Annotated in this window: 23 protein-coding genes; 20 read left to right on the forward strand and 3 right to left on the reverse strand. The window is 43.5% G+C overall.

Going from position 1 to position 22,130, the window contains the following annotated elements:
• The first annotated feature begins 1 nt into the window (after position 1).
• The 4 genes from H164_RS0106865 to H164_RS0106880 all read left to right on the forward strand — a co-directional run bounded on the left by H164_RS0106865 (position 2) and on the right by H164_RS0106880 (position 1,919).
• On the forward strand, positions 2-226 hold the full coding sequence (locus H164_RS0106865) for a DUF3791 domain-containing protein (protein ID WP_019967944.1): 225 nt from the start codon (positions 2-4) through the stop codon (positions 224-226).
• Positions 223-723, forward strand: a complete 501-nt coding sequence (locus H164_RS0106870) for a GNAT family N-acetyltransferase (protein WP_019967945.1) — start codon at positions 223-225, stop codon at positions 721-723. The genes H164_RS0106865 and H164_RS0106870 overlap by 4 nt, the downstream gene beginning before the upstream one ends.
• 18 nt (positions 724-741) lie before the next feature.
• Positions 742-996, forward strand: coding sequence for a glutaredoxin (locus H164_RS0106875; protein WP_025829861.1), 255 nt, complete (start codon positions 742-744; stop codon positions 994-996).
• 65 nt (positions 997-1,061) lie between these two features.
• Positions 1,062-1,919 (forward strand): Cof-type HAD-IIB family hydrolase, encoded by an 858-nt coding sequence (locus tag H164_RS0106880; protein ID WP_019967947.1) that lies wholly within the window; start codon positions 1,062-1,064, stop codon positions 1,917-1,919.
• A 235-nt stretch (positions 1,920-2,154) separates the two neighbouring features.
• Here the strand turns inward: H164_RS0106880 and H164_RS0106885 are convergent, their stop codons facing one another.
• Both H164_RS0106885 and H164_RS0106890 read right to left on the reverse strand, forming a co-directional pair.
• Complete coding sequence (locus H164_RS0106885; RefSeq protein ID WP_019967948.1) at positions 2,155-4,860, reverse strand: 3'-5' exonuclease; 2,706 nt, start codon at positions 4,858-4,860, stop codon at positions 2,155-2,157.
• A gap of 88 nt (positions 4,861-4,948) precedes the next feature.
• Positions 4,949-6,283: an MATE family efflux transporter gene (locus H164_RS0106890; RefSeq protein ID WP_019967949.1), complete on the reverse strand. Its 1,335-nt coding sequence runs from the start codon at positions 6,281-6,283 to the stop codon at positions 4,949-4,951.
• Positions 6,284-7,164: 881 nt separating this feature from the next.
• On the opposite strand from H164_RS0106890, the gene H164_RS0106900 reads away from it, so the two are divergent.
• The 4 genes from H164_RS0106900 to H164_RS0106915 all read left to right on the forward strand — a co-directional run bounded on the left by H164_RS0106900 (position 7,165) and on the right by H164_RS0106915 (position 10,012).
• Complete coding sequence (locus tag H164_RS0106900; protein ID WP_008564876.1) at positions 7,165-7,599, forward strand: lytic transglycosylase domain-containing protein; 435 nt, start codon at positions 7,165-7,167, stop codon at positions 7,597-7,599.
• Positions 7,600-7,749: 150 nt separating this feature from the next.
• Positions 7,750-8,310, forward strand: a complete 561-nt coding sequence (locus tag H164_RS0106905; protein WP_008564878.1) for a LemA family protein — start codon at positions 7,750-7,752, stop codon at positions 8,308-8,310.
• A gap of 5 nt (positions 8,311-8,315) precedes the next feature.
• A complete protein-coding gene (locus H164_RS0106910) occupies positions 8,316-9,320 on the forward strand; it encodes a M48 family metallopeptidase (RefSeq protein WP_025829857.1) in 1,005 nt (334 codons plus the stop codon).
• A 5-nt stretch (positions 9,321-9,325) separates the two neighbouring features.
• A complete protein-coding gene (locus H164_RS0106915) occupies positions 9,326-10,012 on the forward strand; it encodes a GDSL-type esterase/lipase family protein (RefSeq protein ID WP_019967953.1) in 687 nt (228 codons plus the stop codon).
• A gap of 233 nt (positions 10,013-10,245) precedes the next feature.
• On the opposite strand, the gene H164_RS0106920 is transcribed toward H164_RS0106915, so the two are convergent.
• Positions 10,246-10,659 carry a hypothetical protein gene (locus tag H164_RS0106920; protein WP_019967954.1) on the reverse strand — a complete coding sequence of 138 codons (414 nt, stop codon included), beginning with the start codon at positions 10,657-10,659 and terminating at the stop codon, positions 10,246-10,248.
• A gap of 326 nt (positions 10,660-10,985) precedes the next feature.
• On the opposite strand from H164_RS0106920, the gene H164_RS0106930 reads away from it, so the two are divergent.
• The 12 genes from H164_RS0106930 to H164_RS0106980 all read left to right on the forward strand — a co-directional run bounded on the left by H164_RS0106930 (position 10,986) and on the right by H164_RS0106980 (position 22,078).
• Positions 10,986-11,531 (forward strand): helix-turn-helix domain-containing protein, encoded by a 546-nt coding sequence (locus H164_RS0106930; RefSeq protein WP_004378667.1) that lies wholly within the window; start codon positions 10,986-10,988, stop codon positions 11,529-11,531.
• A gap of 313 nt (positions 11,532-11,844) precedes the next feature.
• Positions 11,845-12,138, forward strand: a complete 294-nt coding sequence (locus H164_RS0106940) for a hypothetical protein (protein WP_004378668.1) — start codon at positions 11,845-11,847, stop codon at positions 12,136-12,138.
• Positions 12,139-12,181: 43 nt separating this feature from the next.
• Positions 12,182-15,508 (forward strand): DNA primase, encoded by a 3,327-nt coding sequence (gene dnaG, locus H164_RS0106945; RefSeq protein ID WP_019967956.1) that lies wholly within the window; start codon positions 12,182-12,184, stop codon positions 15,506-15,508.
• Between the two features lie 54 nt (positions 15,509-15,562).
• Entirely contained in the window at positions 15,563-16,633 is a 1,071-nt protein-coding gene (locus tag H164_RS0106950) for a DNA cytosine methyltransferase (protein WP_019967957.1), read from the forward strand.
• A 4-nt stretch (positions 16,634-16,637) separates the two neighbouring features.
• A complete protein-coding gene (locus H164_RS0106955) occupies positions 16,638-17,099 on the forward strand; it encodes a hypothetical protein (RefSeq protein ID WP_025829854.1) in 462 nt (153 codons plus the stop codon).
• 163 nt (positions 17,100-17,262) lie between these two features.
• Positions 17,263-17,439 (forward strand): hypothetical protein, encoded by a 177-nt coding sequence (locus H164_RS15470; RefSeq protein ID WP_154652120.1) that lies wholly within the window; start codon positions 17,263-17,265, stop codon positions 17,437-17,439.
• Positions 17,440-17,496: 57 nt separating this feature from the next.
• The gene (locus H164_RS0106960; protein ID WP_019967959.1) at positions 17,497-17,808 is read left to right on the forward strand and encodes a hypothetical protein; all 312 of its coding nucleotides are present in this window, start codon (positions 17,497-17,499) and stop codon (positions 17,806-17,808) included.
• Between the two features lie 512 nt (positions 17,809-18,320).
• Complete coding sequence (locus H164_RS0106965) at positions 18,321-18,803, forward strand: hypothetical protein (protein WP_004378674.1); 483 nt, start codon at positions 18,321-18,323, stop codon at positions 18,801-18,803.
• Positions 18,804-18,910: 107 nt separating this feature from the next.
• Complete coding sequence (locus H164_RS15475) at positions 18,911-19,321, forward strand: hypothetical protein (RefSeq protein ID WP_154652121.1); 411 nt, start codon at positions 18,911-18,913, stop codon at positions 19,319-19,321.
• 53 nt (positions 19,322-19,374) lie between these two features.
• Positions 19,375-20,472 (forward strand): Clp protease ClpP, encoded by a 1,098-nt coding sequence (locus H164_RS0106970; RefSeq protein WP_019967960.1) that lies wholly within the window; start codon positions 19,375-19,377, stop codon positions 20,470-20,472.
• Between the two features lie 2 nt (positions 20,473-20,474).
• A complete protein-coding gene (locus H164_RS0106975; protein ID WP_019967961.1) occupies positions 20,475-21,434 on the forward strand; it encodes a hypothetical protein in 960 nt (319 codons plus the stop codon).
• A 26-nt stretch (positions 21,435-21,460) separates the two neighbouring features.
• Positions 21,461-22,078 carry a hypothetical protein gene (locus H164_RS0106980; RefSeq protein WP_025829851.1) on the forward strand — a complete coding sequence of 206 codons (618 nt, stop codon included), beginning with the start codon at positions 21,461-21,463 and terminating at the stop codon, positions 22,076-22,078.
• The last annotated feature ends 52 nt before the right edge of the window (positions 22,079-22,130 follow it).

Genomic DNA, 22,130 nt, shown 5'->3' on the forward strand with positions numbered 1-22,130 from the left:
AATGGACGCAAAACAAATCGTATTGCAGATGAAATATGCACGCATCATCAAGGGTATTGCCGAACAAATGGGCATATCTTTGGAGGAAGCAATGGACAGATTCTATCATTCCGTGACCTTTCAACTGATTCAAAATGGCGTGGCCGACCTGCATTGTCGTAGCGACCGCTACCTCATAGACGAGTTCTTGATTGAAGAAAAAGCATTGACAATACCGCAACCATGACGTTCAGACAGGCCAATTTACAGGATTTTGACACGTGTTGGAGGCTGATTGACGCGGCAAGATGGAAGATGATGGCCGACGGAAGGCATCAATGGACGGCGGAATATCCCTCGCGTGAGCTGATTATAGCAGACATAAAAAGCGGCGAAGCCTATGTTTTGACCGACGAAGATGACGTGAAAACGTATGGCGTTGTGACCCAAAATGGCGAGTCGGCTTACGAACAATGCATGGCTGAATGGCTAACTGAGGGTGATTATATGGTCATTCATCGGTTGGCAGTGAGCCCGAATGCGCGTGGGAAAGGATTGGCGAAGCAGTTCTTCCAAGGTGTGGAAGCGATGTGCAGACAGCAGAATATCCACAGCATCAAGGTGGATACGAACCACGATAACCGAGAGATGCGCGGTCTGTTGCAACGACTCGGCTTTGTCGAATGTGGAAAGATAGATTATGGGCCACGCGGTATGCGACTGGCTTTTGAACGTGTTTTATAAACCAAACCCTAAGAAACAATGATTAAAATGTATGTAATGAAGTCCTGTCCCTATTGCGCTCACGTGATGAAGCAGGTGGAAGGCAACCCCGAATTCAAAGTGATCGACATCGGAGAAGACGTGCGCTATATGAAAGAATTCCTCGCTTTGCGCGACAACGACCCCGCTTTTGACGAAGAAAAAGCCACGGGCGACGTCTGCATTCCATGCTATGTGCGCGAAGATGGCAGCGTGACGCTGATGTCAAAAGACGTGGGATTGGAACCATTGTAAGCCCTCCCCGCCTCCGCTAAAGGAGGGGAGAACAGACTTACACTATTATTTTAAACGATATTTATATGGAAATAAAGACATCGGATGCTTTAGGTTTCCCCTCCATTCAGAGGGGACGAGGGAGACTCTTAATCGCACTTGACCTCGATGGCACGCTGACCAACAGCGAGAAAAAGATTACGCCAAAGACCAAGGATGCTTTGATGGAGGCACAAGAGCGCGGCGTGAGGATTGTATTGGCATCGGGTAGGCCCACGTATGGCATCATGCCGGTGGCCGAAGAACTGGAATTGGAGCGGCATGGTGGGTTCATCTTGGCATTCAATGGCGGCAAGATTGTAGATTGCAAGACGCGAAAAGTAGTGTTTGAACACAAGCTTGACCCGGACGTTGTGCCCGTACTCTACGATGAAACCATGCGGGCCGGGCTGCAAATCCTCGTGCATCAGGGAGCCGAAATCGTAGCAACAAGCAGCGAAGACCGCTATGTGAAGTTGGAAGCAGGCATCAATAAGATGTCCATTGTACAGTGTGATGACTTTCTGAACCAGATTACTTATCCTATCAATAAGTGTCTGATTGTGGGCGAGCCTGCCCCACTTTGCGCACTTGAACAACGCATATTAAAACTGCTCGAGGGCCGTATCAGCGCCTATCGTTCGATGGATAACTTTCTTGAATGCGTCCCTTTGGGAATCGATAAAGGGCATTCTCTCAAGCGATTGGCAGCCACTTTAGGCATCGATCGCGAGGAAATCATCGCCTGTGGTGACAGCTATAACGACGTTGGAATGATAAAGTTTGCTGGCTTGGGCGTGGCCATGGCCAACGCACCGCGCGACATTCAAGAGATAGCCGACGTCGTTACGCTGTCGAACGACAATGACGGTGTGGCGCAAGTAGTCGAGAAATACGTGCTGTAAATACATACCTCGGCCTTCCCAAAGGGAGGGAGTGCTAACTTGCAGGCCTGTTTGAAGAAAGCAATATGTATCATTTGATGAGCGATATTACACGCTCTACGACTAAAAAAAATTGGGAATTGTTATTCGATATAACGTATTTTATAGGTACAGACGCATTCATAATAGGAGAAATGCACTGAAATAACCATTCAGTATAACATATTTAATACCTTTCACGTAAGCCAATAAGCTCCTACTCCCTCCCTTTGGAAGGGTCGGAGTGGGTGTTTGTAGGTGTCTGTATCAGCCTTTTCCTGATGCATTCCACAAACCGTGACAGGGCAACAGGCTTGCGTTGACCATGGTAATCCACACGGAAACAACTTTGCATCACCATCAATCGCTTCTTGCTTCGGGTGATGGCAACATAGAGTTTGCGTGCATCTTCGGCCACTTGTGCCGGGTTTTGCAAGCCATAATAGTTGGGATAACGCCCTTCAATCACATCAAACACGATGATATTATCAAACTCCAAACCTTTCGCTTTGTGCACTGTTGTGACGAAAATCTTATCATCTATCGTCTTGCTTCCGCAGAGATCGGCCTCTTTCAGCGTGTTCATTTCGAGGATATGACGCCCTATCTGCTCACCGAGAGCTGTTGATTCGTCGGGCCGAAGCAGGTCGGAAGCCACATAACGGAAGATATAATCCACCGTTGGCAGGGGCTGAATGAGATGTTCTTCGACCCATGTCCGATAGAGATAGCGCATCTCTTCGACCAGTATATCGGCCTTTCCCGACTCCTGCCACAGTTCGGCAAGCGTGTGACGATAGTGGGGAAGATAGTTGTTTCTTAGGATGCTAATCCGTTCCTGCACGCTTTTTTGCTCGCAGAACCGCTGCTGTTCGGCCACGATTTCCTTTGCCTTATCATGGCAAAAGGTCACCAATGAGCGTGTAGCCCCCACGTCGGCATCGGCCAGATGGCTATTTTCTCCCTCTAAATGCAACACTTCGAGCAAATACTTCAGTTTATATTGTCGAAGTCCGGGGCGTAGCAAACGAATCAGTTCCAGGCTGTCAAGATAGTCCTCCAACTCTTTTGGCAAGGCCGTTTCGGGCATTTCGCGCAATAGATTGTTGCGTAAAATGTGAATATCATAGTCGGCATTGTGTCCCAAAAGCACTGTCCCACGGGCGTAATCCACGAAGCGTTGCAGGACCTCTTTACGTGGAAGAAGCCGTTGATGGCGGCGTTCTTCGATGATAGGATTGACGATATCGCCGAGCATTTCGGGTATCTCGCGGTCGCTTTCCAAGTGAAATGACAACGCAGAACCCGGCACAATGGCTCCGTTTTTCAGCTGAACAGCAGCGATTTGTACGATGTCTTCGCAATGCACATCAAGTCCTGTTGTCTCGGTATCAAAGATGGTTATCGTCTCATTCTCATAGGCATTGACGAACCTTTCGATATAGGTTTGCCCGTCATCGCGCAGGAAGTCGCTCGGCAGAAGAGCTCTGTCAGCACACGAACGCACGAACCTTCGCGCGGCATTCGGTGTGCGGAACACCTGCATGCCCTCAAGAATGCGTGCCCAAGCAATAAAGTTATGGGCGTTGTTCATCACGGAAAGATGGGCAAAAAGCAGTTTTATCTGTGGCGAAGCAAAGAGATCATCGCCCGAAACCTTGAAATGTTGCAGGCCCAACTGCTTCAAACCGGAGCTCACTCCGTCGGCATCATGGTTGGAATTGACGATGATAGCCGTAGTATCTTCGGGGAAATCACGCTGCAAACGCGCTGCCTGTTGGGCGGCATCCATATACTCCGTGTCGATAGTGTCAGAGGGATAAAGTTGCAATTCGTTGCCTATCACGGGCGGATCGTAGTCGGTCGAGGGTAGTAAATCGGCCGGAATGCAAAGCTGTTCGGCCGCATATAGGTTGAAAAGGTCGAGCAGATACTTCGGCGAACGATGGTTTCGGTCGAGCGAATGAATTTGGTTTGCACAGCGATTGCGCAGAAAATCGAGTGTTGACAGCTTGGCCCCCATGAACGAAAAGATGCTTTGTTGCGGGTCACCAAGGTAAATCACGCACACTTTCTGCTCGTTGTTGTCGGCCGTCATGGCATCGATGAGGGCCAATTGCAAGGGATTCAAGTCCTGAACCTCGTCCACCTGAATCCACCGATAACGTGGCAACAGGTCGCGATGTTCATAAGCCAGCAACAGGATATCCTCGAAATCAAGCAGACGGTTGGCTGCTTTGTAGCGTTCATATCGGCGGGCCAGCTGCATTTTTTGCAGCATATTGAATACCAACTGTTGCGCTCCGAGGTCGCTGCAAGCGTCACGATAGGTATCGGCATGGGCATAAATGTCGCTCATCATGGCTGCCGTGAAATCCTTGTCTTGCGCTTTACAGAGGGTCCGCAAGGCTTGAATATCGTCCGACGACAAGCAATCGGGGTGCATACGCAGGTCGCGTGGGTGCGCATTTTCAATCTGAAACATGAGATGCGAAAGCTGCATGGCCTCCATATATCGGCCGCGGCGCCGATAGTTTACCCCGACTTGCCCCTCGTCATCACCCGCAAAGTCACACAGGATGCTCAACACGTCGTCGTCATCAATGATAGATGTGGACGCCGGAACAAGACCTTTGTCGAACAAGAAGCGTGAACAAAAGCGGTGAACATTGCCGATGAAGAGATCGTCGGCAGCCACGTCGAGCCGCTGTCCCACCCGTTCTTGCATGCCACGTGCGGCCCGATTGGTGAACGTAAGACACAACATGTCGGCGAAAGTCACCCCCGCGGCATGGGCACGTGCCACACGTTCGGCCAGTATCTGCGTTTTTCCGCAACCCGGAGCGGCTAAAACAAGGTGATAACCCTCGGATAATTCGATGACTTTCTCTTGTGAACGGTCAGGCGTAAAAGTGTTGTCCATGCTTGCAAAGATAATATTTAAAGGTGAAAAAGTAAAAGTAAAAAGGTAAATCCTCCCTCATTTGTTTCTATCGAACAAAAAAATCCCGCTAAACATGCATCTCCCGAAAGGCGGAAAAGACAATGGGAATAGTCACGAGTAGCGAAACAAAATCGCTGCAAGCCTGACATATCTCTACACCCAACAGGCCGAAGCAATGCGGAAGCACAAGTATCAAGGGAATAAAAAACAGCCCTTGGCGCGAAGCCGCAAGGATATTGGCCTGTAATGTCTTGCGACAAGTCTGCATCATCATGTTGGCCATGATCATGAAAGACCAGAAAGGAAAGCTCAAAAGCTGGTATCTCAGGGCGGGAATACCTATGGATATAACGTCAACATCATTGCGGAAGAGTCCGATAGCGCGGTCGCTGAAGGCAAAAAGCACCACGGACCAGAAGAGAAGAAAAGCCGTTCCGACCTTCACACAAAACCAAAATCCGGCTTTCACACGTTCATAATGCCGGGCGCCATAACTGAACCCGCACATCGGTTGATAGCCTTGTCCAAGCCCAATGATGACACTAAAGATGAACATCACGATGCGATTGACGATGCTCATGGCTGCAATTGCGGCATCACCAAACTGAGATGCACTCACATTCAAGGCGATAGTGGCTATGCTTGCAAGGCCTTGTCGCGAGATGGAAGGAGTGCCGCCAGCGATGATTTCCTTGACAAACAGCCAACGATGTGAGAAGTTTCGGGGCGTATAATGAATGATATCCTTGTGCAGACTCATGCGAAACATCACCGCAAAACCAACTATCTGGCCAATCACAGTGGCTATGGCTGCACCCCTTATTCCCATGCCCAAACCGAAGATAAAGAGTGGGTCGAGCATGCAATTCAGCAGAGCGCCGACAATAATTCCATACATGGAATAACGCGCATAGCCCTGAAATCGCATCTGATTATTCATGCAAAGCGTGCACATAAGGAATGGGGTTCCAAGCAGAGAGAAACCAAGATATTGACGCGTGTAGGGCAGAATGGTAGGTGTACTGCCTAAGATGACGGAGATTTTGTCGAGAAACAGCAGACCAAGAACCACAAGAACTATCGAGAAGATGAGAGTATAGCCGAGTGCGGTACTGGCCATTTGCTTCGCACTTTCACGGTTCCGAGCCCCCAGCTGACGCGAGATATAATTGCCGGAACCGTTGCCGAAGAAGAAAGAAAAGGCCTGAATGAAAAACATCAACGAGAAAACAATGCCCACAGCAGCCGTGGCTTGCGTATCGATTTGGCCCACGAAGTAAGTGTCAACGATGTTATACAGATTGGTAATGAGCATCGATATGATGGTCGGGACGGCCATTGTCCCAATCACTTTCGGTATCGGTTCCTCGGTAAGGAACGTAAAATTATCCTCGCGTTGCATGAATTGGCAGATGGTATGGCAAATATACGATTATTTTCTGACGAAGCCAACTTTTCCATCCGATATTGTTGAAAGCATGACCCCATACTTGCGCTTTTCCATGATGAGGAAGTTCGTGCTGCGCTCTACCCTATGTAAGTTCGATATAAGCCCTATGGAGAAAAATAGGAAAAACTGCGTCTCTAAAGCAATCGGATTAACGGAAAATGAAAAAAGAACGCCCGTCCGACGGCTCGGAAGATAGTAAAATGTAAAGAGAAAGTTCGTCTTCCATGGAAGAAGATAAAAAATGTAAAGGGAAAGTTTTTCTTGCAAACGTCAAAACATAACAGGTGTTAGATGCCCCGCTGGGGCAAACGCCAAACCAAAAGGAAAGTTAAATGCCCCGCCGGGGCAAACGTTAAACCGAAAGGAAAGTTAAATGCTCGGCTGGGGTAAACGTCAAACCAAAAAGAAAGTTAAATGCCAGGCTGGAGCAAACGCTAAACCAAAAGGAAAGTTAAATGCTCGGCTGGGGCAAACGTCAAACGAAAAGGAAAGTTAAATGCTCGGCTGAGGCAAACGTTAAACCAAAAGGAAAGTTAAATGCCCCGCCGGGGCTGCTTCCAACAGGGAGAACAACTCTTACGACCGTCCATTAAGAAATTGCACTTCTAACTTGAGTGTTCACTTGTTTTTAGTTTTTTTAGTGGCATTCTTACTTGTTTTCGACTGGAAAGTCGTATCTTTGCGGGCGATAAATAAAGAGAATAGTACATCTTTTATTGTGCTATACTTAGTATCTAACGGGGCTGAGGTCATTGTTTCAACTTTTTCTCACACAGACATTGATCGCGGGTATTTTGCTTTCCTTATTACTCAGGCTCCATAAAATAATAAGTATGAAGAGAAAAAACAAGATTGTATTGTTGATATTTAGTGTAATGATGTTGTTCCCTGTGTTCTGCTGTGGAGCGGAACCGGCGGAGAATGCGAAAAAGGTTGATTGGAATCCGATTATGGATGCCATCATCCAAGTTGAGAGTAACGGAAATAGACGTGCGAGGAGTGGTTCTTCTGTTGGTGCAATGCAGATTACTCCGATTTTAGTGGCTGAATGTAATCAGATACTTAAGAAAAGGAAAAGTAAAAGAAGATATAAGTTGTCTGATCGTTTCAGCATTGCGAAATCGAAGGAAATGTTTTTGCTGATACAATCGTATCACAATCCGCTCAACAGCATCGAGACAGCGATTCGATCGTGGAACGGTGGCATTCATTTCAGCGTGGAGAAGACGCAACGATACTTTGAGAAGGTTATGAATCTTTTGAAATAGCCTGATATTTTGATAAGGCCTGACTGCCAATAACAGTCAGGCTTTATTTTTTGTGCTCTTCTTTCTTGCTAATTAATCTTAATATAGTTTCCGTTTCAGCAACTTTTGCCTTATTTTTGTAGTCAGAAGTGCAATTAAAAGATTTAGATTATGACAGGAATCATTGTTTTGGTAGTCATTGTACTACTTGTTGTTTGGGGAATTTCGATTTACAATAATCTTGTGAAGCTGAGGAACAATCGTGAGAACGCGTTTGCAAACATTGATGTGCAGTTGAAACAGCGTCACGACTTGGTGCCGCAGTTGGTTGCAACGGTGAAGGGATATGCCGATCACGAGAAAGAGGTTCTTACGCGTGTGACCGCTGCACGCTCGGCAGCGATGAATGCCACGAGTATTGATGATAAAATCACAGCAGAGAATGCGTTGACGAGTGCTTTGTCGGGATTGAAAGTTTCTTTGGAGGCTTATCCAGAGCTGAAGGCCAATGAGAATTTCCTTCAGTTGCAGAACGAATTGTCGGATATAGAGAATAAGTTGGCTGCCGTGCGCAGGTTCTTTAATTCTACCACGCGTGAGTTGAACAATGCCGTGCAGACTTTCCCCTCGAACTTGTTTGCAAGTATGTTTGGATTCAAGAAAGAAACGATGTTTGAAATACCCACAGAACAGCGCGAGGAAATGGATAAAGCACCCGAAGTTAAGTTCTGATACCTATGAGATATGTAGGAATGCAGACCCAAATCAGGCGCAACAACACGCTGAGCATCGTGTTGTTGCTGATGTTCCCGGTCATCATCTTGGTCATGGATTGGGTCTTTCTTGCAGCTTTGAATTATTTCGGTGGCGGATCTTATAATGAATATGACGAATTGGTGTATCGGTTGGATGTCAACACGGTGAACCAAATATTCATCACGACGGTTCCATGGATTATTGTCGGCGTTTCGGTTTGGTTTACCGTGGCCTATTTCAGCAATGTGTCCATGATTCAGCAGGCCACAGGGGCCCGTCCGGTCAGCCGAAAAGAGAATCCACGTCTGTATAACATCGTGGAAAATCTTTGCATGACCTGCAATATGGACATGCCGAAGATTAATGTCGTTGATGATCCGCAGCTGAATGCCTTTGCCAGCGGTATCAATCCAAAGAGCTATACCGTGACGGTTACAACCGGACTGATGAACCTGCTTGATGACGATGAGCTGGCTGGCGTTTTGGGCCATGAGTTAACGCATATCCGCAACCATGATACGAAGCTACTTGTGACGAGTATCGTGTTCGTCGGCATCGTTTCGACAGTGATGTCGCTTGCCGTGCAGATGATGTATCAGTCGTTGTGGCACAGTGGTGGTCGTAGACGCGGTAACAACAAGGAAGGTGGCGGTCTGTCCATCGTTCTTATCTTGCTGATTGGCGTCGTGTGTTGTGCCATCGCCTACATCTTCACCTTGCTCACCCGTTTTGCAATCTCCCGCAAGCGTGAGTATATGGCCGATGCAGGTGGAGCCGAGCTTTGTGGTAATCCACTTGCGTTGGCATCTGCATTGCGCAAGATATCGGGTAATCCCGGACTTGACAACGTGAAGCGGGCAGATGTGGCCCAACTCTTTATCATTCAGCCCGACGAGATGAAGCAAGGACTGTTGAGTTTCATGAATTCGCTGTTCAGTACGCACCCGGATACGGAAAAACGTATTGCCATTCTTGAACAATTCTGAAGCGTATGCACTCGTCAATCACCAAATGTTTCGTCCTTCTTGTTGCTATGTTGTGTTCGCCATTGCAAAGTCATGGTCAACAAGACACTTGGAATACCGAACATTATCGCAATCGTATGGAAGTATTCTCGAAGGAGCGTGCCATCGATAGCACAGATATCGTTATGTTGGGCAACAGTCTTACGGAATTTGGTGGCGATTGGAACAAATTGCTTGGTCGAAAACACGTGCGCAACCGGGGTATCATGGGCGACAACATCGATGGCGTGATGAACCGTTTGGACGCCATTCTTGCCCGGAAGCCCAAGGTCATCATCGTAATGATAGGCATCAATGACCTCAGTCAGGGTCTCTCTGCCGATCGGGTTTTCGAGAAATATCAGCGAATGATAGACAAGATATGGGCGCATGCCGCGGATATCAAACTCTATGTACAAAGCCTGCTGCCCATCAATGAGTCTTTCAATCGCTATGAAACCTTGAAGGGCAAGACCGATATCGTAGCCATGCTGAATGTGAAACTGCGACATTATTGTGAGCGCAACCATATTTCGTATATTAATCTCTTCAAGGATTTTGTGTATCATGGTACAAATGAGATGCGTCGTTCGCTCACTTCTGACGGTTTGCATCTGACACCTGTCGGCTATAAGCTGTGGGCTTTCAGGGTAAGGAACGTGTTGAAAGAGTAGAGGTGGGGTTGGACTCTTTTCATCGTGTCCCTCTCTTGTCCGATATGTGATAAAAAACATTCGGGAAAGCCTTATATAAGCATTCCCGAATGATATTGGTTGCGGAGGCAAGAGCATATCATTTTTTTTGTCATGCTATAAACATTACCTCCGCATGACCGCATCAGAAGTGAAAGCTTAATTTTTGTGTCCCGTCTTTGTCCGAGTTTCTTAAAATTTAATCTTTACTTAATTTATTGATTGCTACCGACTTTAACGATACTTACAAGCGTTTCGTTCATCTGTTGTAAGTTCTTTATACGTTCGTCTTTTTCTTCAATCAGCATCTTCAAAGCCTTAATTTCTGACTTTAATTCAAGTGTTGCTTGTTCAACAACTATACTCTTTATATCATTATTTTTTCCTTGACTTTGAGGAGTGTCGTCTTGTTCTTTATTTTCTATTTCAAATAGGGATTGAATAGGTACCTGCAAGATATTGCATACCTTGCATATCTTTTCTGCACCCATTTTTGTAGAAAAGAAACTTTTTAGGTCAACATGCGTGCCAGTTCCTCCGTAATATTCACGCATAAACTGTCTTTCTGACATACCTGAGAGTTTAATCGCCTCTCTGATAAGTTCTAAGCTGATCTGTTTGTACTTCATAACATTAATATTAGTTAAATATCCTCGAATGCAAGGAAAAATATCCTCAAACTCTTGGAATTATGATTTAATTAATATAGATTTGCACACAAAATTAATATAAAGAATTTATAAATACAAGCAATTATGAGCAAAAAAGGCATCTTAAACCCTCAGGATTTCTACAGGGGGCTTAACAGAAAAGAAAAGGGAAAGTTTCTTCTGTATCTCTCACAGAGATTTAGCTATCCAAGTTCGACTATCTCAGCTAAGTTGCGCGAAAATCCTATATCTGAATTGCGCAAGGATGAGTATGAGAATATCGTGGCTACAATAGAGAGCGGGATATGGAAGGATTAGAATTCAGAACTGCAGCAGATGGTTGTGTTTATTACTCGCTTGCAAATTCACAAGAAAAACGTTTAACGAAGTTTTCTTGCGATATTGTAAACTATGTAATTGAACTTGTTAGGCTTCGCTTTCCTAAAACATTAAAGCGTCTGCAGAGTTTGTATGAGGACAGTGATCCGAGCGAGCGCAATTTCAACATTGCAGACCGCTTTATACGATGCAATTTCGGTGCTGACGATAGGTTGTCCTCTGACATTATAGATGATTGCCTTAACTTCGAGGAGGTTAAGTGTCCTCTTCGAGGTAAATTCTGCAAAGATGAGGGACTTATTTGTAAACCTAAGGGTTCGGTTGAGTTGTCGCAAGTTGAGAGGAATGTAGCAAAACTATATGTCGAGGGGTACACTTTTAAGGAAATTGCAGCTATCTTGAAGAAAAACCCGAGCACTGTTAAAACCCAACTTTGGAATATCAAAAACAAATTGGGTGTAAAGAACTGCAGAGGAATTATTAAAGTCATAAGGAGTAAAAATTTGCAATAAAATCGTTATGAAATTGAATATTCAGTTAGAGTGCAATTGTACAAAAGATAATATAACAAATATCTTCAAGATTTTAGATGAAGAAATGCTGCCGTTTTCTCTTACAATATCTAAGATGAAAGCTAATAGATGCACATGTGCTCTGAAATGCAAAGCTAAAAATATGAAGCACTTTATGAAAATTCTGTATGACAATTGCATCAAAGACACAGCTAAAGAAAGCGTGTGAGGGTTGTGAATATACAAGAAATTGTATAAACGGCCTATTCTGTATGAAACTAAAAATTTACGTTGAATATAAAGAGTTTAAAGTATGTACACAGTTAAAGATTTCGAAATAGCAAAACCGGCTAATGTTGTTTTTTCTAATTTCAGACTGAAAAATCACAATGTACTTTACGCCTTAGGCTATAGCTTTAAGGCTGGAAAGGTGGGAAAAATTTCAATTTTTTGGAATGACAAAGGAGAAGCTTTCAGCCGTAACATGACAACGAAAATTCAAGTAAACAGCTTGAAAGCTTTGAAAAAGGAAACTAAATCATTACAGCTTTATCGCATTGGGGGCTTCCTGTATATGCGTGATGCAAAGCTTGATTTGATTTTTTAAGTTTAGTTCGAACGAGTAATTTTGCACTTATAATATATTTACTATGATAAGTAAACAGACAATTGATAGAGTTTTCAATCGAGTCAATATCGTTGATGTCGTATCAGACTATGTTGATTTGAAGAAGTCTGGTGTTAACTACAAAGGATTATGCCCATTTCATCATGATCATACGCCAAGCTTCGTTGTATCTCCTGCAAAAGGGATTGCACATTGTTTCGTATGCGGGGGTGGCGGTAATGCCGTCAAATTCGTGATGCAAAAGGAGGGTTATACTTTTCCGGAGGCAATTTGCAAACTTGCAAAGAAGTATAATATCGAAGTAGAAGAAGACACAGAAAAGAGGTCAGATGAAGAACTTCGTGTGATGCAAAAGCGCGAGTCTATGTTTATCATCTACGAAGCTGTTACACAATTCTATCGTGAGCAAATCAAGAAAGATACCGCACAGGCTAAGGCTGCACGTGAGTATGTTGAGCGTCGTTGGAATTCTCGGGTTGTTGTTGATGATAAAAAGAAGAAAAAGACCTTTGATGATGAAGACAGGGACTTTTCTGAAATCAAGCAAATTGGATATGCACCTGATGCGTGGGATGCGCTTGTAAATTTTGCACGTGCTAAAGGCTATGATCTCAAGCTTATGGAGGAAGCGGGATTGATTAAAGTTTCCTCAAAGGGCAATCTTATCGACTTCTATCGTAATAGGATCATGATACCTATTACTGACAAATATGGCCGTGTTATAGCCTTTACCGCTCGCACTATGCAGGATGATGCTGATACTGCAAAGTACATCAATAACAAAGACTCTTTCATGTATTCAAAAGGGTCAACACTGTTCGGACTTGATATTGCTCGTAACGAGGCTATTCAACAAAACAAGGTGTATTGCGTCGAGGGGGCACCTGATGCAATGAAACTGCAATCTCTACGTATTGAAAATACTGTTGCAGCCCTGGGTACAGCATGGACTAAAGCGCACTTTCAAGTACTTCGCAGACTTTTCGGTAAGAGTAATTCAAATGCAACGGTTTGCTGGATACCTGACTCTGATCAGAAAGCAGGGCAGAGTTTAGGGCCTGGCTTCCTGGCCGTGATGAAAAACGGCAAGTTGGCTATGGAGGAGGGGTTCCGCGTCACTGTCAAGGAAATTCCGCAGGAAAAAGTAGGCATGAAGGCTGATGCTGATAGTTATATATCTTCTAAGGCTGTGCTCGATGATTTAGAAGAGCAAGATTTCCCTATTTGGTATGCAGAAAAGGTGCTTAAAAAGGATGACAATACTTCTGAAAGAACAGATAAAATCAAGGAGGTTTGTGCTATTGTTATCCTAATTTCTGACGAATATACACAGAATGCTTTCATTGAGAAGTTAGCGAATAAATTCGGAGGCAAGAACCTTTGGCGCAGCGCACAAAAGCAGGCTATTAAAGACCGTGAGCGTGCGAAGATTGAAGCAATTTCAAAGCGTGGCGATGCACTTGATATCCTGAAAAACTATGGCTTTTATCAAGAAAACAACTGCATATTCTCTAATAATGGCGTGCAGTGGAGCAATTTTATCATGAAACCACTTTTTCACATTAAAGACCCTTACAATTCAAAGCGTCTTTATAAACTTACGAATGTAAATAGAGAGGAGGTTCTTATCGAAATGAAAGAAGCTGAAATGTACTCCTTGCAGAATTTCCGTGAGCGTGTTGGCTCAATGGGAAATTTTAGGTGGAAGAGTGGGCCAGCAGAACTTAATGCGCTCGGTGACTTCCTCTATGATAACACAGAAACTGCAGAAGAAATCAAACAGTTAGGTTGGAATAAAGCTGGCTTTTTCGTATGGGGAAATGGCATTTTTAATGAGGGTACATTCGTAGCTGTAGATGATTATGGCATCTGCAGGCTTGACAGATACAATGAAGAGGGACAGCTTGCCGGCACAGTGAATTACTATCTTCCTGCAATGTCAAAGATATATTCTGATAGAAAGGATATGTTCAAATTTGAGAGGCTTTTTTCTAATCGTGAAAATCATTCAAGCGTGACATTACCGAACTACTGTAAGATGATGGCTGAAGTTTTCGGTACGAATGCAAAGGTGGGTATCATGTTTCTTTTTGCAACGCTCTTCAGGGATATTGTTGTAAGCTTCACAAAGAACTTTCCTATTTTGAACCTTTTTGGTCCAAAAGGCTCGGGAAAGTCTGAACTCGGGCACACATTAATGAGTTTCTTCATTGCTGACAATACACCGCTGAATATTCAGAATGCGACGATAGCTGCTTTAGCAGATGCAATTGCACAATGCAGCAATGCACTCGTGCACATTGATGAGTATAAGAATTGCATTGATCCTGTCAAAATTGAATTTCTGAAAGGTCTGTACGACGGTACTGGGCGCAGTCGTATGAACATGGACCTCGATAAGAAGCGTGAGATTACTTCTGTAGACTCTGCTGTTATCCTTTCAGGGCAGGAAATGCCTACTGTCGACGTTGCCTTGTTCAGTCGTACGATATACCTTACTTTCTCACAGACGGTACATGATCGAGATGCAAAGGTGAAATTCAACGAACTGACTGCTATTCGAAAAATGGGAGTTAGTCATCTTACAAATGAAATTCTTTCTCATCGTCCCGAGTTCGAGAACGCTTTTCATGATACTTACAAATTGGTTTGTGATGACCTTTCGCTCGGTATTCAAGGTAACGAAGTCGAAGACCGTATTTGGCGAGATTGGGCTGTATTGCTCACTTCTTATAAGTGTCTTCAATCTTGTATGTCGCTGCCTTGGACTTATGATGAAATGAAGAATATTACAATTGAAGGTATTCGCCTGCAGAACCAAGAATGCGCATCGTCAAACGAAATGGGTAACTTCTGGGATATATTCCAATATATGAGCCAAAGCGGTATGATATATGACGAGGGCGATTACAAGATTAAATATCTTGATGCTATTACCACAAATATTCTTGACAACCGTCTTTTCAACAAGAAAACAGCTATACTTCTCATTCGCCCAAAACGCATTATTTTGCAGTTCAAAAAGGCTGCTAAGATGACAGACTCAAAAGCGATGAATGAGCGTAGTATCAGGTTCTACCTGCAGACATCTCCGGGCTATTTAGGTAAGAAGAAAGGATCTGAACGCTTTAAGGTCATCATTGACGGAGAGGTACAGAAGCAGTATGCATGCGGTGAGAATGGAGGAAGTCGTGAACTTGTGCAATTCGACAATCCTTTGTGTTTCGATTACGAACTACTGAAAAGTAAGTTTGATTTGAACTTAGAAACTTCGCTGTCAAATGGTGATAGTGACGAGGAAGATATGAATGAGGGAGCGCTACCTTTTCCACCACCCGATAAGAAATAATTAAAGTGAATATATTGAATTCAATGGTTCATTTTGAAAAAAATAGGTACTGATATGGCATATACTCACGCAAGTCTATTTTCGGGTATCGGCGGAGCGGAACTCGCCGCCTCATGGATTGGTTGGAAAAACGTATTTCATTGCGAAATACAAGAATTTCAGCGCAAAGTATTAGAGTATTGGTTTCCACAAAGCATCAGTTATGAAGACATCACAAAGACAGATTTTTCAAGGTGGAGAGGACGCATCGATGTGCTCACGGGAGGATTTCCATGCCAGCCGTTCAGCGTTGCCGGAAAGAGAAAAGGAGCAGAAGATAATCGTTATCTCTGGACGGAAATGCTACGAGCAATACGGCAAATACAGCCCACTTGGGTCGTTGGTGAAAATGTTGCTGGTATCCTCTCAATGGTTCAGCCCAGCAAGGAGGTTAAAGTGGGACGTACAGACGATTTGTTCAAAGAAGATTTCATATACCGAACGGAGCAGCAATTCACAATCGACGCCATCTGTGAAGACCTTGAATGTGCAGGATATTCAGTCCAACCGTTTGTTATTCCGGCTTGTGCCGTCGGAGCACCACACAGAAGAGACAGGGTATGGATTGTTGCAAGACTTAATACCGACACCGATTACCAGCGATGCGCAGGGAGGGGCAGTCAAACTTACAAGAGGGAAAAGACTTCGAAACGGGCAAGTGTTTTCCGCAACATTGAAAGACCTTGCGGCGGCCAAGATGCTGCCAACCCCGCAAACGCAAGGACTGAAAGTGTGCAACAAGGACGGAAAGACAGAATTTCTGAACTTGGAGTTACTATTGACACCAAGTGCGAGCGATGGGCTAAGGGCGGGAATGAGTATGGAAAGTCTGAAATCTCACAAGAAAAAGAATGCCGAGCAGAGCAATTTAGCGGAACAGATAGCCCACAAGGTTGGTGGCGGAACTTTCCAACTCAATCCCCTGTTTGTCGAGGAAATGATGGGCTACCCTTCAGAGTGGCTGACCTTACCATTTCTTTCCCAAAGTGGAGAAGTAAAAGCATTGAAGCGTTAGGAAATGCGTGGGTGCCACAAGTTGCATACGAGATATTCAAGGCAATAGAAAATTACGATAAAAAGAAGTAAAGTTATGAAAACATACGTAATCACACTATCAAAATATTTCCTCGCAATGCACAAGCGAGCAGGGGAAGAAACAAACTTCAAAGAAAAGTTCCTAAACGGCGAGAAGATACACACCATACGGGCGAATTACCCTCTGTGGGAGAAACGCATCAAGGAAGTACAAGAGGGACGCGCTGTGTTGTCAGTTCGACAATGGACAGGTAAGCCATATAGAAGCAAGCAAGTAGAAATTACAACGCTGACGGCAGAAGATGAAATAGGTGTACAGGCTGCTCGTATAGTAGCTGGAATATATTTGAAGATAATTTTCGGCGAAAACTTCGAACATTATTTTGTATCAGAGGAGGAACGCACACTGTTAGCTAAGAATGACGGGTTATCATTGGAGGATTGGAAAGAATGGTTTAGATCCTACGACATAACAAATCCCTTAGCGATTATTCATTTTACAAAATTCAGATATTAGGATGAAAATATTAGTACAATTCAGCGGAGGTAAAGATAGCCAAGCCTGCCTCATTAAAGCTGTCAATGACTACGGAAAAGGTAAAGTTACGGCTGCATGAGTTTGTATCACGGGTTGTGCGAATGGAATGGGGCATTAAGTATAAAAAAACAATAGAAGAATTATGAAAAAGAAAATCATTCGGTTATTCGTATCTATAGTTATAGCAACTATGATATTTGTTTTAGGTATAGTGTTGTCATTGCTGATTAAATACTCACCAACTTGGGTGAACTTGGCAGCGAATGCTCTCTTCTTTATCGGTTTAGTATATTTGCTATACGATACAAAGAAAGGTTGAGTCTCGGTGTGCGATTTTACATTATACAGAAAAGAAAATGAGTTAAAGTAACAAATTATGAAAAAGAAACTTTTTATTTTAATCAGCTTGTTAGCTGTTTTGGGAAGCTGTAAAAATCAGCCTTTCAAAGGTTTTTTAGTGTGCAAAGAATATATTCCTGGGCACATGGATGATAAACATGTACAATCAGTGCAGGAGGCGTATGTGTACGTTCCTATTATTCACCCAAGAAGACATGAGCCCGAATATATCCCGTCAGAGTGGCATTTTTACGTTGCAAACAAATACGGAGTAAGAGATTTCAAAGTTGATAGTCTTACCTATTTACGGCATAAGGTAGGAGAAAGGATTGTCATGAATTTGAAATAAAGAATACATAGCAAAGACTTATCAAGAAAAATTAGAGAGCTTAAATTTTCTACATACTTTTAAACGTTATTAATTAAGATTATCGAGAGGGCTGCGTTGTGAAACGCGGTCCTCTTTTTTTCGTGTGTGTGTATTTCATCTTCTCGCTGAAAAAAGAATGAATTACACACGTCACACACACTCACACACACGCTGATTATCAATGAGTTACAAAGCCCACAATTACACACATCTTACACACAATTACACACACAAGCCCTGTTTTTATAGCAATTTTACTTCTTTTACACACAAAAATAGAGATTACACACATTTATCAATGATTAACAAAAATGTAACTTATTGAATATCAATCATATATAAAATTGTGTGTAGGTGTGTGTACTGTGTGTAGCAAAAAACTATATCCTTGTGCACAAAGTCATTTTTCCTTTTATTAAAGGAATAGTGGCTTTGTATGTATGTAAATCTCTGCTTTTTTTACTATCTTTGCGACAATAAATATTCTGATTATGAGCGAATTCAACGTTTACATTAAACTTAAACCTTTTGTTCAGCAGTTCATTCAACATGATTTTGGTACTCCTGCTGTTTTCCCCGACAAAGGTCCTGAGAATTCTACTATTCATCATTTTGTCATGCGTCGCCCTGAAGATAAGGCCCCTGATGTTGAAGAGGACGGACTTACACCTATTTCTATTCCTGACTCCTGCACAAAGCCAGCACGCTATTACAACTTTTTGACTCCGCGCGGGAAAAAGGCTGTTGCGGAATGCTGCGAGTATCTTTTCAAACGCGCGTTGTGGAAAGAACTCGGAGACATGAGTGATATAGGGTGTAATATGATGACGGCTATTTATGCGTGGTGTGAGCAGCATGGTATCTCTATTGATTATGCAGATACAATTCGTCAGCGCTGGTATCGATTGCGAAATGCATATATCAAGAATAATATAGATCTGACCGAAAAAAATAGACATGAAAGTAATTTTTAATTTTTTAACAATAAAATAAATCTACGTTATACTGCTTTTTTTTCGCGCGCGAACGTTTGCAACGAACGCATACATGAACGTACTTTTTCAAACAAACACAAACAGATATGAAATTAAACACAATTATTCGCATTACGTTGATACCTGTTAAAAATATAACTGAGTATCGTCGGGTTGACAGCAATCATGTTGCTTTAACTCTTAAGACAAATATTGAACCTTTGTCACATCTCAAAACTCCCTCCTTTTTATCTATATCTTCTAAAGTTGAAGAGGGGTGCGTTACTTTCGCTTCAAAGCTTGTTTTTTCAACCTTATGTGATATTGACTGCACACAGAGATATATTGCCTTGTGCGAAACTTCTGCAGGTGAATGTATTGCTGTTGGTACAGATACGCGTCCTTATTCTGTTATTACTCGTGTCGAAAATCATCCTGATAGCCCCTCAGATAGTCAACTGAACACCTATACTCTAACGTACTCATCCGTCAACAAACCGCCTTTCGTTAAAATTTAGGTACTTTTATTCATATATCCTATAATATACCTTTGTGTCAAATAATTTAGAATATGGAATATAAATTCATTATTTCTGGACAGATAGGTGTAGCATTCGATTGGTGGACTGGTCAGCGAGGCACGACCGCTAAAATGGTACGTGACTTCCTGAATGAACACCAAGACGAAGAAGTAGATATCGCAGTTTCTTCACCTGGCGGTTATGTAGACGCTGGTCTTGAAATCTATCAGATGATTAAGGATCACGGTAAAGTGAATATTCACATTCTTGGTATGACCGCAAGCGCAGCTACTTTCTTGACTATGGGCGCAAAATCTGTTGATATGGTCGACGGTTCTTTGATGCTCATTCATAATGCTTCGACGGCTGTGAGGGAATGGCAGTCTGCGAATAAGGAGCAGCTTGATGCGCTGATAGCAAAATATCAAAAGGAGCGTGACGATTTGAACACGATAGATAAGGTTATCGCTTCTCTCTATGCTAAGAAAAACGGCAAGTCGGTCGAGGACTGCATGGCTAAGATGCAAAAGGCGGCATGGCTTTCTCCTTCAGATGCACTTGAATTCGGTCTGATAGATAAAATTCGTGAAGATGACGATGCTGCACGCAAAGCTAATTCTATCCGCAACCATTTTAATAACAATATATTTCAAGAATTTGGTCTACCTCCTTTCCCTACAGCTACTGCTGATGAGGTCGTTGATGAGAAAGGAAATCCAACTAAATCGTTTATCCAAAAGTCGGTGGAGGCGGTTAAGGCTATGTTCTCTAACAATCCCGCTAATTCTGTAAAAAACATGATTAAAATTTTCAAAAACGTCATGGACTTGCTGAATGTGAAAGACGGCTTCTCGCCTGCAGAAGACGGTTCTATCAATCTCACGCAGGACCAGATTAAGACAGTCGATGACCGTCTTGGAACTTTGCAGAAAGACCTTGATGCTGCCAACACAGCTAAGGACGATTTGCAAAAGCAGTTGGATAAGGCGAATGCCGACCTCGCTGCAGCGAATGAAAAGTTATCTAATCTTTCTAAAGCTCCTGGTGAAGAAACGAAGAACAAAACTTCTGACACTGAGGAAGAGGAAGATGAACTGAGTTTTGTCAACAAAGCTCGTGAAATGTTTAACACCGTAAAAGATCTCTAAACATGGCAAAAGTAACTATTACTCCTGAAGCACTTGCTAAGAGTGCTGCTTCTTTCCGTCGCGAAATTCTGATGATGCCAGTCTTTTCACTCGGTGAATTCTTGAAGCATGTTACCGTGCGTACGGGTATTCGCTATTCGGAGACCGTTGGCGAATTGACCGGTGACATGCAAATTGGTCCTTACGACCAGAATAGAGAGGATAACGAGGATGTAAGCATCGTTGCACGTACGCTTTACACCTATTTCGGTAGCGTAGTAAAGAACTTCTCTCCCAACTCTGTATATCAGTCAATCTACGGTTCTGCACTCACTAAGGGTGAGGGGTTGAAGACAACTGATATCACAAGAACTGTGCTGAACTATCTCTCCTCTAAGGTCGGACAAAACTTGTATAAGAGTGTTTGGAAGGCTAAGCGCTCAGATACAGGTACTAAGACGATAGAGCTTTTCAACGGCTTTGATACCATTACCGCTGATGAAATCACGGCTGGTAACATCGCAGCAGGTAAGGGTAATTTCCTGCAGCTTGATGTCACAAAGATTGACGCGACGAATGCGGTCGACATTTTGAAGAAGATTTGGCGTGCTGCAGATGACCATTTGCGTGATCAGCAATGTAAGCTTTTCGTTCCGCCTTCAGTGCTCGACGCTTACAACGATGACTACAAGACTGTAACGGGCGCTATCCCTTACAACTTGCAGTATAAACAGACTTTCGTCGAGGGTTCTGAAAATCGTTGCGAAATCGTTGCGCTTGCTAACAAGAGCGGTTCTGACTTCATTCATCTGACTACAAAGAACAACATGCTGGTTGGTCTCAATCAAATGGGTGAGGATGAAACTGTTGCTGTTGAAAAGCATAAGGCATTCGTGCTGCAGTTCATCATGACGATGTTCTTCGGTTGTCAGTTCGAGTCTATTAGCCCCGAGCGCTTGCTTGTTGCTAAGTACAAGGCTTAATATTTAATCTCTAAATTCTAAAAAATATGGCTAAAAGTTGTACAGATATGGCCGACATCTACAAGAATGTCGAGCATTGTCAAGGTCAGGTGTCTATGCCTGGCGCAATCGAAAAGGCTTATTTCATCAAGAAGACTAAGATCACAAAGTGGCCGAAACTTCCTTTTGCTGAAGCAACAGATATTGATAAGGTTGCTGTCTATGACGGTGATTTTGGTCTTGCTGCTGATGCAAAGTTTCACCGCATTGACCTCATGCCCAACGAAATGGAGCCTGAAAGTGAGCAGGTTGGGGCGTATGGCTCATACCACTTCAACAACAAGGCAACCTTGCCTATTCCTGGCACTGCTGAAAAAGCTACAGGTACTATCGCAATGATGAATAATGATGATATCATCATTGTTATCTTCCAGCGTGACGGCAAGGCGCGCATCATTGGAGATCCTGGCTTTCACACTAATGTGAAGCCCGCACAGAAGTGGGGCAAGAGTTCAAATGATGCTAACCAAACGAGCATCGAGGCCTCTTGCGAAAGTCTTGTTCCACTGCCTTTCTATCCTGGCAAGTTGGTTACTGATGACGGTGAAATCAGCGGTGCTACAGGGCAGTTAGCTTCTGCTTCTGCTGTTGTGCCAGGGCATTAAAGCTTCTCTGTTTAATTATAATTCTTTTGTCCAAAGGCACGGCCGGCGTTTG

This window comes from Segatella maculosa DSM 19339 = JCM 15638 (assembly GCF_000382385.1).
Taxonomy (GTDB): domain Bacteria; phylum Bacteroidota; class Bacteroidia; order Bacteroidales; family Bacteroidaceae; genus Prevotella; species Prevotella maculosa.